Annotated in this window: 20 protein-coding genes; 5 read left to right on the top strand and 15 right to left on the bottom strand. The window is 59.2% G+C overall.

The window, feature by feature from the left end:
- Positions 1-136 precede the first annotated feature (136 nt).
- The 3 genes from CAER_RS28675 (at position 137) to CAER_RS0101115 (ending at position 3,021) form a co-directional block, all read left to right on the top strand.
- Complete coding sequence (locus CAER_RS28675) at positions 137-955, top strand: class I SAM-dependent methyltransferase (protein WP_051357626.1); 819 nt, start codon at positions 137-139, stop codon at positions 953-955.
- A gap of 187 nt (positions 956-1,142) precedes the next feature.
- The gene (locus CAER_RS0101120) at positions 1,143-1,973 is read left to right on the top strand and encodes a class I SAM-dependent methyltransferase (protein ID WP_027233680.1); all 831 of its coding nucleotides are present in this window, start codon (positions 1,143-1,145) and stop codon (positions 1,971-1,973) included.
- Between the two features lie 88 nt (positions 1,974-2,061).
- Positions 2,062-3,021 carry a homocysteine S-methyltransferase family protein gene (locus tag CAER_RS0101115; protein ID WP_027233679.1) on the top strand — a complete coding sequence of 320 codons (960 nt, stop codon included), beginning with the start codon at positions 2,062-2,064 and terminating at the stop codon, positions 3,019-3,021.
- 294 nt (positions 3,022-3,315) lie between these two features.
- Here the strand turns inward: CAER_RS0101115 and CAER_RS0101110 are convergent, their stop codons facing one another.
- The 15 genes from CAER_RS0101110 to CAER_RS0101045 are packed head-to-tail and all read right to left on the bottom strand — an operon-like array spanning position 3,316 to position 16,682.
- On the bottom strand, positions 3,316-4,812 hold the full coding sequence (locus tag CAER_RS0101110; RefSeq protein ID WP_036796641.1) for an LPD7 domain-containing protein: 1,497 nt from the start codon (positions 4,810-4,812) through the stop codon (positions 3,316-3,318).
- A 1-nt stretch (position 4,813) separates the two neighbouring features.
- The gene (locus tag CAER_RS0101105; protein ID WP_027233677.1) at positions 4,814-6,931 is read right to left on the bottom strand and encodes a type IV secretory system conjugative DNA transfer family protein; all 2,118 of its coding nucleotides are present in this window, start codon (positions 6,929-6,931) and stop codon (positions 4,814-4,816) included.
- Positions 6,928-7,968: a P-type DNA transfer ATPase VirB11 gene (gene virB11, locus CAER_RS0101100; protein ID WP_154667611.1), complete on the bottom strand. Its 1,041-nt coding sequence runs from the start codon at positions 7,966-7,968 to the stop codon at positions 6,928-6,930. Before virB11 ends, CAER_RS0101105 begins: the two co-directional genes overlap by 4 nt.
- Positions 7,969-7,973: 5 nt before the next feature.
- Complete coding sequence (virB10, locus tag CAER_RS27135) at positions 7,974-9,119, bottom strand: type IV secretion system protein VirB10 (protein WP_051357625.1); 1,146 nt, start codon at positions 9,117-9,119, stop codon at positions 7,974-7,976.
- A 2-nt stretch (positions 9,120-9,121) separates the two neighbouring features.
- Complete coding sequence (locus CAER_RS0101090) at positions 9,122-9,967, bottom strand: TrbG/VirB9 family P-type conjugative transfer protein (RefSeq protein WP_027233675.1); 846 nt, start codon at positions 9,965-9,967, stop codon at positions 9,122-9,124.
- Complete coding sequence (locus CAER_RS0101085; RefSeq protein ID WP_027233674.1) at positions 9,964-10,650, bottom strand: VirB8 family type IV secretion system protein; 687 nt, start codon at positions 10,648-10,650, stop codon at positions 9,964-9,966. The genes CAER_RS0101090 and CAER_RS0101085 overlap by 4 nt, the downstream gene beginning before the upstream one ends.
- 2 nt (positions 10,651-10,652) lie before the next feature.
- Positions 10,653-10,847, bottom strand: a complete 195-nt coding sequence (locus tag CAER_RS0101080; RefSeq protein WP_027233673.1) for a hypothetical protein — start codon at positions 10,845-10,847, stop codon at positions 10,653-10,655.
- 45 nt (positions 10,848-10,892) lie between these two features.
- On the bottom strand, positions 10,893-11,777 hold the full coding sequence (locus CAER_RS0101075; RefSeq protein ID WP_027233672.1) for a TrbL/VirB6 family protein: 885 nt from the start codon (positions 11,775-11,777) through the stop codon (positions 10,893-10,895).
- Positions 11,778-11,779: 2 nt separating this feature from the next.
- Positions 11,780-12,019: an EexN family lipoprotein gene (locus tag CAER_RS27130; RefSeq protein WP_036796639.1), complete on the bottom strand. Its 240-nt coding sequence runs from the start codon at positions 12,017-12,019 to the stop codon at positions 11,780-11,782.
- A gap of 3 nt (positions 12,020-12,022) precedes the next feature.
- Positions 12,023-12,730 carry a P-type DNA transfer protein VirB5 gene (virB5, locus tag CAER_RS27125; protein ID WP_051357624.1) on the bottom strand — a complete coding sequence of 236 codons (708 nt, stop codon included), beginning with the start codon at positions 12,728-12,730 and terminating at the stop codon, positions 12,023-12,025.
- Positions 12,727-15,087, bottom strand: coding sequence for a VirB4 family type IV secretion/conjugal transfer ATPase (locus CAER_RS0101065; protein WP_036796637.1), 2,361 nt, complete (start codon positions 15,085-15,087; stop codon positions 12,727-12,729). Before CAER_RS0101065 ends, virB5 begins: the two co-directional genes overlap by 4 nt.
- The gene (locus CAER_RS0101060) at positions 15,087-15,416 is read right to left on the bottom strand and encodes a VirB3 family type IV secretion system protein (protein WP_027233670.1); all 330 of its coding nucleotides are present in this window, start codon (positions 15,414-15,416) and stop codon (positions 15,087-15,089) included. Before CAER_RS0101060 ends, CAER_RS0101065 begins: the two co-directional genes overlap by 1 nt.
- A gap of 27 nt (positions 15,417-15,443) precedes the next feature.
- Positions 15,444-15,731: a TrbC/VirB2 family protein gene (locus CAER_RS0101055; protein WP_027233669.1), complete on the bottom strand. Its 288-nt coding sequence runs from the start codon at positions 15,729-15,731 to the stop codon at positions 15,444-15,446.
- A gap of 11 nt (positions 15,732-15,742) precedes the next feature.
- Positions 15,743-16,366, bottom strand: a complete 624-nt coding sequence (locus CAER_RS27120) for a lytic transglycosylase domain-containing protein (protein ID WP_245597308.1) — start codon at positions 16,364-16,366, stop codon at positions 15,743-15,745.
- 22 nt (positions 16,367-16,388) lie between these two features.
- Positions 16,389-16,682: a hypothetical protein gene (locus tag CAER_RS0101045; protein ID WP_027233668.1), complete on the bottom strand. Its 294-nt coding sequence runs from the start codon at positions 16,680-16,682 to the stop codon at positions 16,389-16,391.
- Between the two features lie 594 nt (positions 16,683-17,276).
- On the opposite strand from CAER_RS0101045, the gene CAER_RS30700 reads away from it, so the two are divergent.
- Both CAER_RS30700 and CAER_RS0101035 read left to right on the top strand, forming a co-directional pair.
- Positions 17,277-17,708: a hypothetical protein gene (locus tag CAER_RS30700; protein ID WP_322786326.1), complete on the top strand. Its 432-nt coding sequence runs from the start codon at positions 17,277-17,279 to the stop codon at positions 17,706-17,708.
- 128 nt (positions 17,709-17,836) lie between these two features.
- Positions 17,837-18,211 (top strand): hypothetical protein, encoded by a 375-nt coding sequence (locus CAER_RS0101035; RefSeq protein ID WP_027233666.1) that lies wholly within the window; start codon positions 17,837-17,839, stop codon positions 18,209-18,211.
- Positions 18,212-18,313: the final 102 nt, after the last annotated feature.

The following is an 18,313-nucleotide window of genomic DNA, read 5'->3' as shown; positions in this document are numbered from 1 at the left end:
TGGCCGTTGTCAGGTCGCCTATTCTTTGGGACACGCCGCGGATGCATTGGGCTGGTCTGAGCCCGTAGCTGACCTCACTGTTTTCATTTATCATTCGACTAACAATGGGAATGCCAGACGGAGGACGGGGGATAATATGCAAGATTTTGACGAATTCGCTGCCCGCGAGCGCCTCGGCTGGGCCGACGAGAACATTGTCTCCGCCTATGTAAAAAAGTTTGGCCCTGTAACGGACTACGCGGCCCGGGAGTTGATCAATCGTGGATCGCCAAAAGGATTGTCAGTTCTGGATTTATGTTGCGGGCAAGGCACCTTGACTGCAATGCTTAGCGAGGCGGGTTCACGTGTTACTGGCTTAGACTTCTCTGAAGAAATGCTTGCCTTAGCGGCGGAGACTGCACCAGATGCTGTTCTTCAGCAGGGTGACGCCGCAGCACTTCCTTTCGCTGACGGCCAATTTGATCAGGTGGTCTGCAACTTTGGAATGATGCACTTACCTGAGCAACCAAAAGCGTTAGATGAAATCAACAGGGTGCTGCGTACGGGCGGTCGTTTCTTGATGGCAACTTGGGCGACCCCAGATGTTTCTCCGGCTTTCGCAACTGTGTTTGGTGCGATTAAGACGAATGCAGATTTTTCCGATGCCCCCGCTCAGCCGGACCTTTTCGCTTTTGCGCGGCCCGACGAAGCGAAGGCGATGATGAAGGCATCTGGCTTGCGTATGGTTTCCCATGAAAATGTCACAACGCATTGGCTCTTGAATGAACCGGGTGAGTTATTCGAGATATTCCTCACGGCAACGGTTGCGGCGTCCCAGCTTATCAAGGGTCAGAAGCCGGAAGTGATTGAAGCAATTCGGGCTCAAGTAACCGATGCCGTAAGGGCCAATTTTCGCGACAAGAATATTTATCGAGCACCAGTGGCCATCGCGATCGTGCAGGCAGAGGCTGAATAGTAGTCGTTATTCTGTCGAATTCCGTTTTGTCCGCACCCCGGTCATAGAGGGCCGCCGGCACCGCCAAATCCCGAGCGTTTCCGTCTGATGACCGCGGAGAGCCCCTTGCGGGCTTCGCTGCAAACCGCATTCTTCCTTCTGCATCATTCTTCATGCTAGCGTTCGTGCGTGAAGGAGGGGGCATTTCATGACGGACGCACAATCGATTTCAGATCATTGGGGAACGGGCGACGTATTCGCCAAGATCTTGGACGCCATGCGATCGGCCGGGATCGATCCAGAAACCGTGACAATTGAACAATTGGCACCTGTTGATCACTTTCACGCCCGTGGTTTTCCAGCCACCGTTGAGTTGGCCGATGCCCTGCCGATCAAAGCCGGGCAGCGTCTGGTGGACATTGGCTGTGGCATAGGTGGACCAGCAAGATACCTTGCCAAACGCTTCGGCTGTGAAGTTGACGGCTTGGATATCACCGCTCCCTTCGTTGTGGCCGGAAACCAGCTTTCCAAGCTCGTTGGCATGCAGGACGATGTAAGGATCGCACATGGTGACGGGCAGGAACTACCCTATGCAGACGAAACCTTTGACGGTGGATGCACCCAGCATGTGACGATGAACGTTCCTGACCGCGCCACTTTTTTTGGCGAGGCGTTTCGCGTTCTAAAACCAGGAGCCTTCTTCGCATTGACTGAGCATGGACTTGGCGAGGTCGGCAATCCTCATCACCCGGTGCCCTGGTCTGAAGACGGGACCGGGGCCTATCTAATGCGGCCCGCGGACACGGTTGCGGCTCTGGAAAAGGCGGGTTTTGCAGACATCGAAGTCATCGATACTGGCGAAAAGTATCTTCAAGGTTATCTGCGGGCAATCGAACTGGCCGAGAAGGGTGAAGCACCGATTTTTGGTGTCCATATATTGCTGGGAAAGCTGGCGCCGCAAATTGTCAGGAACGCTGCACGCAATATCGAAGAGCGAAGAACGCATCCAGTTCAGATCATCTGCCGTAAGAATCGATAGATCCCATCTTCTAGATACCTCAGCCAGTTAAACACGACGTGTCGTCCGTTTTTAGCTAGAATGGCGTTCAATCAAGGGGAGTTACGAAATGACGTCCAAAAACAACTTGCCACAATTGAATGGCCAGAACATGACCTGCGGCGGAGGATTTGAAACCTGGCTTCAGTATGTCGACGGATTCACGCTACGACATTTTTGCGCCTTCGAACTTCTCAACGTTAAGCGCGGTGTCGCGTGTCTGAGCGATTACCATCGCAAGCTGGTCGAAGCGGCTGTGGAGAACGGCTTTGGCGTCATCAACGAAGGGCTGCACTATCGCGCCAGCCGGGATTGGGGAGAGTTGATTGGGTTTTCCAAAGAGGCTCTCGAAGAAATCAACATCCGCGGAATTGAGTTCTACAAGGACTTCGCCAAGGAGTACGACAGCCCGGAGACGCCGATGATCGTTGGAGGCGTCATCGGTCCGCGAGGGGATGCCTATAACGTGGGTCGGACGCCAGATGCCGCTGAGGCGGAAGACTATCACTCTGAGCAAATTCAAACATTCAAGAAAGCCGGAGCAGATGTCGTAACAGCTGCCACATTCTCGAGCATCGAAGAAGCGACTGGAATTGCGAGAGCCGCAAAATCGGCTGACATTCCCATTGTGATTTCTTTCTTCGTTGCCCGGGGAGGCAAACTTAAAGGAGGAGAAACGCTGGAAGAGGCAATAGGCGCCGTCGATGCTGCCACCGAAAGTGCTCCTGCCTACTACATGATCAACTGCACACACCCGACCGAATTCACACCCGGATTGACCGAAGGAGATTGGGCCCGCCGTCTTGGTGGCTTTATGCCCAACGCAGTTGCGATGGAGACGCTCGATCTTTGCAAGCTTGGTCACTTGGAAGATGGCGATCCGGAAGAACTCGGGGGTCAAATGGCCGACCTGGCCCGACGCTTCCCCCACATCAACGTATGGGGCGGTTGTTGTGGCACGGACGGACGCCATATCGGACAAATCACGCGCCAGGTCGGCGAGGCCCGAAGACAGATGGCGGCGAAGTAGAGCATTTGTCCGAATGGCCAATTTGTCCCGCGACCCGTGAATTCGAGGTTTCAAATTTGCCGCGGCTTGCCGTAATGGCTGCATTCTCCTCTGCCATGCAAAGAAAGAAATTCGGCAGTGCAGCAGATCGGCGCGCTGCGAGCGCGCGCAGCATGAAAACCGGATTCACAGTATGGGCTCGGACCTGCCGCTCGCTGCATTCGGAGCCTATGTCCGCTTCCGTCTAGAGCCACCGACTTTGCCGAAACCGGAACCAACACAAGGCGGACACAGGCTGCTGATCTAACCGCCTTTTCACCTTTCGCGTTCGCGGGCCTCTTCACGCTGCCGTTCCTCTAGTTCACCCTGGCCTCGCTGCTGAACCTTTGCCTGCCGCACCTCAGCGCTCGCCTGCTGGCCAGCCTTGGCCAGTTTTTCCGCTTCGGCTTCCTGTTCTCGGGTGACATTGGGAAGTTTTTGCACGTCGAAGGTCTTCCCGGCCCGCAGGCTCTCGGCCAGGTTGCCCGCCAAATTGGACAGGGCCTTTTCCCGTTCTTCTTCCGGCACCCCGGCGTGGCGCAGAGCGGCATCTGTTTTTGCAGCGATGCTGGCGGCTCCTTTCACCTGCTCGTCGCCCGGCTCGAAGTGGCGTATGCGGTCCTCCAGGCGATCGGTGGCAGGCTGCTGTTCCCGATCCTTGTCCGGGATTCCACTGGCCTCCGGGTTTGACTGCTGGGCTGCAGGGCCAACCGGTACGGCTGGCGCCGGATCCGTAAGCAGCGGCTCGTTCATTTTGACCGCGGCTTTATCGGGTTTCCGGCTCTTTGCCTCCGCACGTTCGATGTCTTCCGCAACCCAGGTGCGCCGTTGCACCTCCCGTTCAGAGATTTCGCCGGTTTTTGGAGCCTTGACCTGGACGGTTACGGTTTGGGTGCCGTCGGAGCGGAGCGTTGCCGTGTCGCCGACCTGCAGGCGGTTCTCCTTTATGATATCCGGTAGGGAAACACCCCAAACCTTGTGCTTCTGACCTGATGCCAATTCGAGTTCCACAAACGGGGTGGCTTTGGCGCCTTCACGGTCACGATAGGGGGCCGAGCCGGTTTCGGTGACCTTGCCGCGCACGCCCTTTTCATAGTTTGGCATGTCGATCACGTTGGTGGTCTTGCCACTATCATGCCGGTCACCCGCAGATGCTGCTGGAGCGGGCGAAGAGTGCCTGGCGTGGCCGGATTTGCCGTCATCCAAGCGCTCAATCACCCGGTCACCGATCAGCTGCGCCCTGCGATCAGATTCCTTGCGGTCCTGTTCGGACGGCCTGTAGCCTTGGACCTTCATGCCGTGGGCGGTGCCCTCGATCCACATTTCACGGCGGAAGTCTTCCGGTCCGCGGGCCTTGATACCTTGCCAGCCGCGGTGGGCAGCCAGCTCGATCATGTCCATGGCAGTGGAACGGTCGGCATTCCTGGTGGACAGCTTGTCGCCCTTGTCCACGATGGCCGGGCGTTCATCGTCATAGGCGCGGAACAGCTCCCGCTTGTTCGCGTGTTTCGTGATCAGGAAGCGTTCTTCAAAGTTGCGCGGCATGCCGAAGCGGGATTTGTCCTGATCGTGCTGCGGGGCAGGGAGGTCCGGCTCGATTTCACCGTCCTGCTGCGGCTGCCGAACCATCGCATCAGAAGCAGGTTCCTGGACATTGACCTTACCAGCGGCTTTTTCCAGCAAACTAGTGCCCGCGGTGTCTTCTTGCGGAACTGCCTGTTCGGGAGCCTGTTGCGGCTCAGGCTGAACAACTTGTTGCCCATGATCTTCCATATCAGGCCCTTTCCTGTTTCTGCGGTTTGTCCGGCACGCCAAGCGCTGCCAGAATGTCGTGCGTACCCTGCGGTGTTGTCAGTTTTCGGGTGGTGCTCAGCTTGGCGATCTTCTCGGTAAGCCCGGCACTGTCGAGCGCCAATTTCTCGAAGGAGATGCCGCTGGGATCAGCCACCTCCTCGTCGGTCATCGGAACCTCGGCGGGTTTGCCGCTGGCCATATTCTCTTCCTGGAACCCCTTGAGGAGTGTGAGCCGGGACACGGTTTCCTCCAGTGCGGTCAGACGCTTGCGCATTGCCCCGTTCTCAGCTTTCAGAGCCGAGATGTCCTCGCCAGCTTCCCGCTTCGGCACGACCGGGACCTCCGGCGGCTTGATGCGCGAGCGGGCCAGAAACACCTCCTCCGCGTAAAAGCGGATCTTGCGCGCCCGAACCGGGCGCTCGCCGCCGATCAGAACCAGCGCTTCCGTGTCGGACAGCTCCAGCAGCTCCTGCGGCATCATCAGATCACGCTTCTGCTCGCTCTCGCTGATAGTTGTCGTTTTGCGTTCTGCCAGGTATTTCGACTTGCTTTCGCTCCTCGCGGCCATGCCATGGGTGCCGAGGCGTTCTGAGATCTTCTTGGCTTCGTCGATATTCTTGGGTGTGAACACCACGGTCACGCCGGCGTTGTCCATATAGGATTTTGCCCCCTCCTGGCCGTAGATATCCGCCAGCTGCGCCGGTGTCTGAAGGATGGTCAGCACCTTCAGCCCGTAGCCCGCGAAATACCCGATGCCGCGTTTGAAGCTGGGCAGCTCACCCACGGCCGCAAACTCATCCATGCACAACAGGACGCGGTGTTTCAGCTCGGGATTGTGCTCGGGCAGTTCCTGCATATTGGCGTCAACGCAGCTTTGGAAGAACAAGTTGAGCAGGGGTGCCAGGCGGCCGAGGTTGTTGGGGGTGATGCCGACATAGATGCTCATCGGTTTCTTGCGCAGATCGGCGAAGTTGAAATCAGACGCCGATGTTGCGCGGTCGAGCATCGGGTTTGCAAACAGACCCAGGTTTGCGGTGATGGTGGACTTCACGCTTTCAAAGGTTGCCTCGCTCTTGGAAAGGAAGTCGTTGAGCGTGGAGACCGTTTGCTGCGACAGGGGCGTTCCCGATGCGGCCCGGTCCTCGATCCGCTTTTTGAATGTCTTGACGAACTTATCTGTGAGGGTGAGCTGACGGTAGATTTCGCCGAGGGTGAACGGCAGCTCGGGCGTTTCGGCCAGATAGCCGCCGACGCCGACAAAGGCGGTCTGGGCGGCGCGGTCGAAGAACGGGTCTTTGGATTGCACAGGAATGAACAGGTCAGCCAGGCGCTGGAGATCATCGATCTGGTAGTCGGTGCCCCGGCGCACGGCGGACAGCGGGTTCCAGCGGTGCGTGCAGCCGTTTGGCTCCAAGGGGTCGAACATGAACACCTCCTGGCCGCCTGCTTTCCGGAAGCCTGCGGTGAGGGTCCAGTTCTCTTTCTTGATATCGAGGATGACGGCCGATTCCGGCCAGTTCAGCAGGTTGGGGATCACAACACCCACGCCCTTGCCCGAACGGGTCGGCGCATAGAGCATCATGTGCTCCGGCCCGCCATAGCGCAGAAGGTTGCTGGCTGTCAGATGGCCGGTCCTGGCCACTTTCACCTTGCCGTTGTCTTCATCGACCCGCCCGAAACGGTCAACGGGCTTGCCGTAGTTCGGCGAGGGCAGGGGGCCTGTGAACCCTGCAATCAGCCCTTGTTTTGCCCGCAGGCCTGCACGTCTGATATCTGCGCCCTTGGCGAATGCAGCACTGCCGTGCAGGTCAGGCTTCGGCTGAGACTTGAGAATCCCTGCGATGATCAGAGCCGCAGGCGCCAGCGCGGCATAGCCCGCCAGTTTCACCCATTTCGCGGTCTGCGCGGGCTGGCCACCCGCCAGCGCAAACTCGGGATAGATCAGAAGATCCTGAGGCAAGGACACCGGCATCTTAAGTCCCCACTGCAGCACCATGGCAGAAGCGGCAAGGCCGCCCAAGGCGGCAATACCCGTCCCCGCTGCCACCGCGGTAATGCGGGCGCCAGTGCCCATGCGGGGCCAGTACTGGACGATCATTTCACCCCTCCTTTGGCTTGTTTCAAGGAGGGGTCATAGAAGATCTCGGTAATGCGCCGCCCTTGCGGGGTTTTCCTGATCTGCACCACCACATCCACCATCTGGTAGAGCATGTCCTTGATTTCGCCGCGCTTGAGGTCGCGCCCCGCCTCGCTTTCCTTCACCAGCAGGGCCAGCTGCTCGAAGGCGAGTTGCGCGGAATCCGCGTGGATGGTGGTGATCGACCCTGAGTGGCCGGTGTTCACATTGCGCAGATAGTAGAAAGCCGCGGCGTCGCGCAGCTCCTGCAGGAAGATCCGGTCAGGCCGCATCCGCAGGGCGCTTTCCAGAAGGTCACGTGCGGACACATTGGCTTCGCCCTGGCCGCCTTTCGAATAGATCAGCCGCACCGCATTGGGCTGCGGCAGCTCGAGCTCCACGGTGTCCTCGATCGTGATCAGCCGTTCATGCTCGGGGATCAGCGGGATCAGTGCCTTGGAGAAGGTTGTTTTGCCCGAGCCGGTGGCGCCGGAAATCAGGATGTTTTTCTTGGCGGTGACGGCCTTCTTCAGAAAGGGGAGCCAAGCTTGGTCCTTGTGCAGCTGCATCAGCTCTCTGCTGTCCGCATCGGGCGTATCTGCATCGGCTGTGACGTCATCGAACATCCCCAGCCTGGCCAGCTCATCCAGTGTAAAGCTGCACTGAGCCGGTTTCCGGATCGTGATGCTGACAGTGCCTGCGGGAACCGCTGGCGGCACCACAATCTGAATCCGCTCGCCGCCCGGCAGCGAGCCGGACAGAAGCGGGCTGGTTTCGTTGATCTCCTGGCGGGTGTAGGAGCCGATGGCACGCACCATGCTCATGAGGAAGTCGAATGTCAGCTGAAGGAGGCTGTGGGTCTCCCAGCCGGAATAGGCCTCGACGAAGACCTGGCCGGGGCTGTTGACGCAGATCTCGATAACATCCGGCCGGTCGAGGAAGCAGTCGAGCGGCTCCAGATAGGCCGCGAGTGCCACCGGCACCCGCTTTGCCATTGCGATGGGACGGGGTTCTGTCATGGCGGTCACCGCAGCTTGTAGACAGAGGAAAAGTCCAGGTCGCGGGCAACCATCACGGCAACCTCCTCGCCCTGGTTCTTCCGCAGGATCACTGGCACGTTGATGGTGTTTTCCAGCTCTATTTCAGCCAGCCTGCTGGCACCGTTGCTTGTGCTCTCATATTCGCCGTCGTCATCATGGCGGTTTGCCGCAATCGCCAGGGCGTCATCAATGATTGACAGCATCATGGTGCCGCCGAAGCGGGTCCAGAACCGGGTATCCACATCACCGTCAAATCCGCTGCGGCCGAGGGCATCGGTGGCGGGAGACGCCAGGCTGACGATGACGCCATTGGGGGTTTCTGCCCGGTTCCAGACCACGAACAGGCGCCTGTTCCCCCGCTTCATGCCGCTCTGGTATTCGCCAATGATCCGGGTTCCCCGTTCCAGCAGAACAACCGCGCCGGTGGTGGAGAATATGTCGTCGGTCACGCTGCAGCGGACCATGCCGGGGTTGCTGGAATCCATCGCTGTATCAAGCGCGCAGGGGATCATTGTTCCCTGGGTGATGGTCAAATGCGGATTTTCGAGAAGCTTGGCTTTGGCGGGCGAGGGCGCCCCGGTGAGCAGCGAAGACGCAAAGCCGCTCAAGTCTCCACCTGCACTGTCGGCGGCACTGCCGAACAGGCCGCCGGGGCTGCCCGCTGCCGCGTCCGCGTTGGCTGCTGCGGTGCCGCGGGGACCTGAGTAGGCCAGGAGCGGGGCCCGCTTCGAGCTTTCGTAGATCAGGTCTGCCTTGCTGGGTGTGGCAGGGCGAAGCTCTTCCTCGGCTCTGGCCTGTTCGATGGGGCCAAGCGGTTCTTCCGGCTCAGACGGAACCGGTGCCGGCAGGACAGCAGGTGCCGGATCCGGAAGATCGGCGGGCTGGAAGCCGCTGCTGGAGCGGATCCGCGTGAATGCCTGCTGCGTTTCCGGCTCCTCCGGCACCTCGTCGCTGGGCCATTGCGCGTAGGCGGCGATACCAAGGAAGGTGATACCCGCCAGCACCAAAAGCTTCTTCCGGGTTTCGCCATCCAGCCCGCCGGTCTTTTCTGCGGTTACGGAGGAGATGCCGCGCTCTTCGGGGATCGCGCTTTCGGTCCCGGCATCAAGTGGGTTCTTGTCGTCAGCCATGATTATTCCCCGATGATTTCGCGCCGCACGGAGCGGGAAATTGTGCCGGTGCCTGTGCCGCTGCGGCCTTCATCAGGCCCCATGTTGTAAATCGCCGTGACCTGGTTTCCGAGGCGCAGGCGCAGTTCCGGCGCTATGTCGTGGACGATGATCTGGTTTTTCCGGACGGTTGTGTTTGCGCTGCGCTCTCGCCCATTTTCCACGATGAAGACAGAAGGCAGCCGGGTGCGGCGCTTAAACGACAGCACGGTCATTTCGCTATTGTCATAGGCGCTGGCGGGCTGCAGGTCGCGGGAGCCAGCCGCCAAATAGCGCCAGTTCTTTGTACCGGTGGTTGCCACCGCATCGGCAAGCCGCGCTGCTGCGGCCTGCTCCTGTGCGCGGGCTTTGTGTTCGGCAGCTTCCGCACGCCTGCGTTCCGCCTCGTCGCCGGGATAGGCGTAGCGGATCTGGAAATAGACATCCCGCGTATTGTGCATGATTTCGCCGTCGCGGGTGATCAGCTCCATGGAATAGGTGCGCGTTGTGCCATCCGCCCGCATGGTGGCGACCTGGAGATTGGTTGGAGGATTGGCCTCGCGCGCCTTGAGGTAGAGGATGTTTCCCCGCGGCTGGATTTCCCAGGCAACCGTGTCGCCGCCCGCCACATCGATGATTTCTTCGCTCTGGGCAAAAACGATCTGAACCGTGGTGCGGATGGTGCCGATCACGCGCACAACATCCCATTCGTTATAGCGCACCGAGCGCACGCGGCTGTCCGACCGTGAAGGATCGGGAATATCCAGTGCCGCCGCCGGACCCGCGGCGGCCAGCAGGACACTGGCCAGAAGGGCTGCTTTCAGTCTCATTCCACCACCTCCGGGTCGGCACGGTAGCTATTGGCGATGAAGCCCAGCGGGTTGATCAGCCGGTCTTCGGAGCTGATTTCAGCACGCGGTTCGAACTCGAAGCTGATGGTGGCCACCCAATGGCTGCGGGTTCTGAGGTCTTCCCGCTCGTTGATTTCGGTGCGGTAGAAGCGCACCTGGGCCAGTCCGTCCCCGAGGAAGGCAATCGAGCGGATCTTGATCTCGGCCTTGGTGTCCTTGCCGTAGGTGTACTGCGGGCTTTGCGGGTTGCTGGCGTTGTAATAGGCCGAGAACTCTCGCTGAGCTTCCGGCGAGGATAGAAGCGAGACCTCGTGAAAAATTGCTTCCCTTTCAGCGTATGAGTAGCCCTCCCGCGCCCGCACGTAGCGGGCAAGAAAATAGCGCGATACGGCCTCGTCATAGGTCTGCCCGCCGTCTTCCAGTGCAGTCATGACCTCCGGCACGCCGCTGGCCTCGTCCACGCGGATCACAAAAGGCGTGACCTCTTTCAGCGGCGCCAACGCGGCTACTGCAGTGACGGCCGCGAGGGCCAGCACACTCGCACCGCCCGCGATGACCCAGGCCACCCGCTTTGACCGTTCTGCGGCAATGCGCAGGTCATAGTCAAAGGACCTCGCCTCGCTCAGGTATTTCTGGAATTCCTTGTCGTGTGCATCCTTCATGATCAGCTCCCGCGGCTATCCTGATCGGTGGGATTTGCGAGCCCGATTTCCTTCTGCTTCTGGAGCACGGCCTCCTGGTAGTCCCATTTCGTGGGGTTCAGCGGGCGCACCATGCTTCCCCTGACATCGGGCAGCGGAGTCACCGGGGCGCAAGCGGTGACGCCAAGCGCCGCCGCCAGAACAATAAGCTTTTTCATGTAATACCTGGTGTTTGAGGGTGATGGGACCGGATTTGCGCGGCCTCAGGTTCTGGTTGCGGAGCCGCTATGCGTGCTGTTTCCACCGCCGCTGCTTGAGCTGCCCAGGAGTTTCCGCTCAACAACCCGTTGAAGCGCGCCCGTGGAGGCACCCGTGCCAGCGGTCAGCGCCGAGGCTATGGACGGCAGGAGAAAGAAGAACAGCATGCCGCAAGTGAGTGCTACTGCGTAGTTCATCATTGCAGTGAGCGCATCAACTCCAGAGGTTTTGGTGATAACCTTTGCAAGAAAATCAACGATGATGGTCATGACAACAACCACCAGCAGTTTAAGAACTGCGAAGTTCACTGTTTGGCCGAGCCAGGAGAAAAACCATCCTCGAGATACATCGAATAGTGCAAAACAGATGAACAAAGGGCCTATCGCCGCCATAATCGCCAACCCGAAGTGCGTGATGACGGCTACAAACAGTGCAACTGCTGAAAAAATGGCGCCATAGGCCATTATGACCAGGTTTTGGATGGATCCAGTGATACTGCCGGAAATGCCGCTTCCTGCTTCTTCCTCAGCACGAACTCCTAGATCTGTGACGTGCGCCATTACACTGTCGGCCGGATTATTCCCCCTTCCCCCAGTTATGCCGGTTACAAATGCCGGTGTGTCAGTCAGAATTGTGTTCGAAACCCAGCTCGTGTAGCCGCCCACACCGCTAACCAAGGACCAAATGATGGCGAGTTTTATCCCGCGCGCCAAGAAATCCATCACAGGCTCCTGAATCATGCCGCGCATGATCGCAAAACCATAGAGCACGATATACAGGGTCATGGCTGCGGCCAGAGGTGCTGCCAGCGCACCTGACATTTTGCCGGCAATCGTGTTGGTTGTGTCCGCGATGCTGCTGGTAAACTGAGAAAAGAACCAATCCCACATCACTATTCTCCGTAGAGTCTTTTGGCGGTTTCCAACCTCTTGATCCGCCGAGCTTTTGCAGCCGCTTCTGTTGCGTTTCGGCAATTTGCATCTTCACCTGATCTATCTTGTACTTCGCAAGCTTCGATCATCGCCGCTCGTTCATGTTCGTTTTCCAGGAAGTATTCGATCGTGTGGTTTTCCTCCTCGTTACACGCGACAAGAAAAAGCGGAGAAAGGAAGGTCGCCGCTCGAAATTTCATCACTTATTCTCCATAGAGATTTTTCGCGTTTTCAAGGCGTTGCACTCGCAATTTGGCCCGGTATCCGTGCTGACGCTGTTCTTCGACCTGCATCTGCGCCTCCTGCAGCATGGCGAGGCCCTGGATTCGGTTGGTGTCGTTCTGCAGCATGGCCTGCTCGACCGAGAGGCGGGCGTTCAGGGCGTTGATCTCCTTCTGAGTTTCCGCCCGGCCGATTTCCATGCGCAGCTTTTCCAGCCCGGATAGCCGGTCGTCGGCTACCTGCAGAATGCGGTCTCCCATGGCGGCATTCCGGGCGCTCTGGCCTTTTATGCGCTCCAGTTCGTTCCGGTAGAAATCCTCGGCGGAGATGTCCGCGCCAATCAGAGAGGCATGATCGTAGACATCCCGCGCGGCCCCGGCCAGTTCTCCCAAGCCATCGAGATCGACATCAAAGGCGCTGGCAATCCGCATTGCATCAGCACCCAGCAGCTCCCGGACTTTGGGATCATTAAGCGCCTCGGCAATGTCATCCATGCTGGTCAGGCCGTTCACAGAGTCATAGAGACGTCTGGCCTCCTCAAGCTCCTTTGCCATCTGCGCGAGTTCCTTGGCGAACTGCGCCTTGGCGTTGGCGATGGCTGTAGCATCGACAACTGGGACACCTGCGGCATGCGCGCCTGTGCATGACAGGGTCAGAGCGACTGCGGATGTGAGCAGGAGTTTTTTCATTCCATCTCCTTTCGTCTTTGGAACAGAAGGGGAAGCCAGTGTGCAGGATCCGGGTTATCAGCCCGCAGCTCACGCATGATTTCATTGGTGGCGGTGCGGCCTGAAAGAACAGTCAGGACGTCATCAAGCCCGGTCAGATCCAGATCGCAGACCACCGAGTTTCCGCCCTGTTTCACCAGGAAGTGTCCCCGCGGCAGCTCGTTCCGGATGATGTCGAATTCCCGTTCGGATAGCCCGAAGCCGTCTATAAGGTCGGCCCGGCTGGCCTTGTCCGAGCCGAAGAATATGAGGTTGGCGCATTGCTCAATCACGGTCCGGGCGATCGGGCTGGCAAGCACGTCCGAGGGGGACTGGGTGCCGGCCACGATGATGCCGTTCTGCTTCCGGATCACCTTCAGCTTGTCCCGCACAAAAGACACGAAATAGGGGTCCGACAGCGCTTTCCAGAATTCATCGATAAAGATTGCGATGCGCTGGCCGTTGATCAGCTGCTCGACCCTGTACATGAGGTACATCATGATCGGATTGCGGATTTCCGGATCATCCAAAAACGCGGTGATATCAAATCCAGCCAAGCTGGCCCCGAAATCGATTGAGTCCGCCTGGTTGTCGAAGATCCAGCCGAGCTGGCCGGTTTCGCACCAGCGGTCCAGCCGGTTGCCGATATCCCCGGCGCCCCGGCCGAAGCCCAGCAGTTCTTTCAGCGTCGAGACCGAGCGCTGTCCGCGTGGCAGGGTGGCCAGCGAGGTAACTGCAGATTCGATACGCTTCTGGTCTTCGGCAGAGAAACGGCAGCTGTCGTCGCCACCGCTCAGTATGCTTTTCACCAGCGAGACAAGAAACGGCGTGGCTTCGGGCGTCGCGTCGATCGCCATGAAGGGGGCACAGCCCGTTGGCTGCCCGGGCTGGAAGCCGAGGTAGCTTCCGCCCAAGGCGCGCACGAAGATCTCGCAGCCGTAATCCTTGTCAAAGAGGATGCCCTTGGCGCCAAACTTTCCCAGCTGGGACAGCATGAAGGTCTGGAAAACGGTCTTGCCCGAGCCGGAGGGGCCGCAGATAAGCGCATGCCCCAGGTCTTCGACATGGAAGTTGAAATAGAAAGGTGTGCCCGCGGTGGAGCGCAGCTTAGCGATGGCGCTGCCCCATTCGTTGCCGCTCCGGTGCCCGGCCGGGAAGTTGTGCAAGGGGGCCATTGCCGTGAAATTCCGGCTGGTGATCAGGGCAGGGCGGATGCGGAACGCGTGATTGCCGGGAAGCTGTGACCAGAAGGCGCTTTCAAGGCCCAGGTCTTCCCGGCCGGCAACTGCCCCGGATTCCGCCAGCAGGTTCTTGGCGTCTGCCACGTGGTTTTTCAGGGCCTTCGCGTCGCTGGCAAAGACAGCCAGGCTCAAGTTGTGCTCGCCCATGACGTAATGGCCGGACATGAGCTCATCGCGCGCCTCGACCAGCTGGTCCGCCTGGGACAGCGCCGGATCCTTGGAGTTGCGCATGCGGCCTTCCTTGAGCGACATGGCACGGAGGGCTTCATTCTTGGCCACGCAGCGGAAGGATTGGGTCAGCACGTATTGAAACGGGGCCGTCAGCAGGTTGTCGAACATATTGGGGCGGGTGACGGCGTGGTACTCCTTCACCCCGAACATGGCGCCATAGGTGGAAGCGGCCGGGTACCGGATTTCGAACGCTTCCCGGCCGAAAATCACCCGGTCAGTGTAGATCGCATTGCCGATGGTGCCCATGACAACAGGGACGGGCTCATTGTGGCCGGTGATGAGCTGTCGCAGCACACTGGCAGGCTGGGAGATCAGCAGGCCTCTGCTGTTGCGCTCGACAGCCAGCCGCCGGGGCTTGAACAGGCTCAGGTTGCTGAGGAGCTGCAGGGTTTTGTCATCCAGTTCGCCAAGCAGATCCTTGTCCACCTCGATCTGGCTGGTCCGGGCGCGGCGGACACCTTTCGCCAGCTTGGCGCCGGGCAGCTCCCGCGGCTGCATGTATATCGTCAGGTAAATGTCGTTCCGGAAGAGTGTCTTGCGCTCAAGCGTTTCGCGGTAGCAGGCATCAATCCATTTGCTCGTATCAGATGAGAAACCGCCGTCGGGGTAGTCGTCATCTGCGGTGCGGATCACGTGCACGTAGAGCATCACATTGTCATCGGCGATGTTGCGCAGCGCATGATTGAGGCTGTTGTGCAGGGTGTTAATCCGCTGCCGGTCAGCGGTTTCAAAGGAGACGCCGTCCAGTTTGAGCATCTGGAATGCGCCGCGGCCGCGCGTGATAATGGTGTGCTCATCGGAGTGCCGGACGTAAGGCAGGTAGCGGTCTGCGGTCAGCTCCGCTTTGATTTTCTTGGTAAAACCCATCAATCAATTTCCTCGATCCTGAAGTCCCGCTTGAGGCGCAGAGCCGAGGACGAAGAACCGCCCCAGAACCGGTGATTGAGGCAGCGTGCGCCAGTGTCGAACCAGCGGAACAGTATGCGGAAAGCGTTCTGGTCGCGCTGCACGATGAACCGTGACATGGCGAGAAAAGGGAGAGCCAGGAGCAGGTAGAAAATCGAGTCCGCAGCAATCATTGCCAGGCCCGCGACCCCGCAGGAGATCGCAAAGGCTTCCATAGGAATGCCCCAGATCATCGCCGGGCGTGTCAGCGCCAGGAACAGCGGATCCTCGTTGATCTTTTCCATGTCCATGTGGCCTCCCTTTTCCGTTCCGGCTGCTTAAGCGGTGATCATCGACAGCACATCGGTCGAGGCGTAGATCAGGACGATGCCGCCCACGACCCAGCCTGCCCGCCGCAGGTCGACGAAGTTGAAGAGCCAGCCGACGCCCACCAGCATGAGCCCGATGAGGGCCAGCGGCTGTTTGGCGTTGTTGAACTCATCGACGATGTTGTTGAAGAAATCCGTGAAGCCCGCAGCCGCGGCCGGCTGTGCGGCCAGGGTCAGGATGGCGGCCATGACTATGGGCGCCGCAAATTTGCGGCGTTTTGCGAAATCGGTTCGCATGAAGGTCTCCTCTATTGAAATACAAGTGCTGCGGATGTGCCGGAGCTTCCGAACACATCCCAGCGGGTTGCCGCATCCGCGGCAGCTGCTGTTACGGGGGGGCGATCTGCAGAATGTTGACGGCCTGTCCCGTTCCCGCCCAGCACGCGCGCCACATAACCGTTTGTGAAACCGCGTGTGAACGAGCCGGTGTTGTAGGCCGAGAGGGCTTGCCCCAGCGCATCCTCTCTGGATGCGCCTGCCTCCCGCGCGCGCTCATACCCGTCGCGCAGAACCTTGGCAGAGGCTTCAAGGTTCTTGCAGGGATCAAAGACGGTTTCCGGGGTGAGCCTCAGCCAGGCGAGGTTGGCGCTGTTAATCTGGCCGAGGCCCATGTCGATGGACTCGCCCTTAAAAATCATCTCGCGCGACACTATGGCCGCCTCGGCAGCGCTGGCCGGGGCATAGCTCCGGCGGTCCGGGCCATTCACACCGATGGCGAACGGGTTGAATCCGCTCTCTGAACGGACAATCTTCTCCAGGATATGGAGCGCGACGCCCGGAGCGCAGTTTTCGGCAATGGCTTCAAATGCCTGCCGGCTGAGCTTTCCGGCTGAGGCGGGAGCGGCTGACGCCACTCCTAGTACAGCAGCCAACAAGAATGCCGATGGGCGCCCTTTAGCTGCCGCCGGTGCTTTCTTGACCGCTGTCGTCGGGGATCGGGATGAACAAGCCGTTGGCGCCGGGGTTGTTCCGGATGTGGAAGGCCAGCAATGCATCCGCTGTTTTGAAAACCCGCGGGCCGCCGGTCTTCGAGGAGGTGACAATCTCCTCATGGCCGTCCGGAGAGATGGCCCACAGTTCCCACTGCCAGCCTTTTGGTGTGTTAATGGGGCGGTATTCAACCCGGCCGCCCTTCTTGAAAAATGAAGGAAGTGCATCGCTGGTAACTACTGGTCGGTTAATTCGCATCTATCCTCACCTGCCGAAATACGATGACAGGTGCAGTTAGCTTTGAATCACATTCCACTCCAAGAGGAAAGCGCTAAATGCAAAAAAGCGCAAAAAGATAAAAGGCGAAAATGACGTAAGCGCGAATCCGCTAAACGTGCCAACTTTGGAAAATCGGGTGGACGCAGGCATCGTCCGTCGGGTAACGCTCCGCCAGCCAACGTGTATTAGAGCGTTTGGACATTCTTGAGTTGAGTAACATGATTTTGGATCGCGCATATGATTTGCAGAACACGTAAAACGGTAGCGGCCGGGCTGCTAGCAGCTTCAGCGGTAATAGGCGGAATTTCGCGCACGGAGGCGGCGCCGATCGATTGCGCGATTTTGCTCTGCCTTTCAGGCGGTTGGCCGGCCTCGGCAGAGTGCGGCGAGGCGCGTGCAGAGTTCATCCGCCGGATCACACCATTTCCGATTGAACCGCCTTTGCAGATCTGGCGTTGCCCGATGGGAGCGTCCTTTGGCCCCGGACAATCGGCCAGCCCCGCACAGCGCCTCTATGACGCCGCATTCAGCGATAGTCTGAACCCTGCAGGGATACTGCCGCAACTGGGAACTGTGGACCTGGCATCAGTCACGATTCGCAAGCCTCGCGCCGAGCTGTTTCCGGCGGTCCTCAGCCAGCTGAAGCACGATGGAGCACCTCCAACCGGGATGCTGGAGCTGGCTGGAGACTATTCCATGGAAAACGGGCGTGCCGACATCGACATTAGCGATCCCGCATTCGATTTTGTCCGCTCCATCCGCGTCTACCATGTTAAGTTCGAAGCGCGGAGGGAGAAGGATTATTGCGGGGAGATCGACAGCACCCAGGTCGGCACCTACGGCGTTCAGGGCGGCTTTTCCTGGCATGGCTACAGCGCGCGCGGTGTGCCAAGCTATGTGATGCCAACCGTCAAGGGATGCCCGGAAGGCGGCCGCATCCGGGCGGTTGGTGTCGAGTGGAAGGACTACGAGGGCAATACCGGGTCCGAGCTCGTCTATTACTAAGACCTGTGCCGTTGAAAGGTCGAGTCTCAATGATTGCGGCACATTCCAGACCTTGGGTCTCCGAGGTTCGCCGGACATCAGCCGGGCTTAATCGGGCTTTCAGCACAAAAGAGGAAGGAAATGTGAGCATGCGGCTTTTGATGGCGCTTGCCCTTGCAGCGGTGCCGGGAAACCTGGCTGCGCAAGCCTGTGTCGAACCGGTGCGGCCGGAACTGGCCTATCTGGAAGATGCCGGGTTCACCGGTGCCGAATTGCGGGAGCAATACCGCCTCTACTTTGCGGACGTGGAGGTCTACCTGAATTGCCTGAATGCCAGTTCCGGCCGGATCCGTGAGGAGGCCAAGGCTGCGGCTTATGATTACGAGCAGGTATTGAACCGGCACCCGCATGCGACAGACGCGGAAACCGCTGGCGAGCACAACGCTCCAGAGGTCAGCATGCGCGAAAGCGGTGATCTCTACCTGTCTTACAAGCCCGGATCTGGGGAGGGAGACCGGGAATGATCCGCTAGCGAGCCACGGCCAGTCGGTATCTGGTTTCGTGCTGTTCTGCTGAGGTTGTCCTTTTTGTGCTGCCGGTGCTGGAGTGGGTTGTTTCGCGCAGGC

The organism is Leisingera caerulea DSM 24564, assembly GCF_000473325.1.
Lineage (GTDB): Bacteria > Pseudomonadota > Alphaproteobacteria > Rhodobacterales > Rhodobacteraceae > Leisingera > Leisingera caerulea.
The sequence above is the reverse complement of the archived record's forward strand: the minus strand, read 5'-3'. Positions and strand labels throughout refer to the sequence as shown.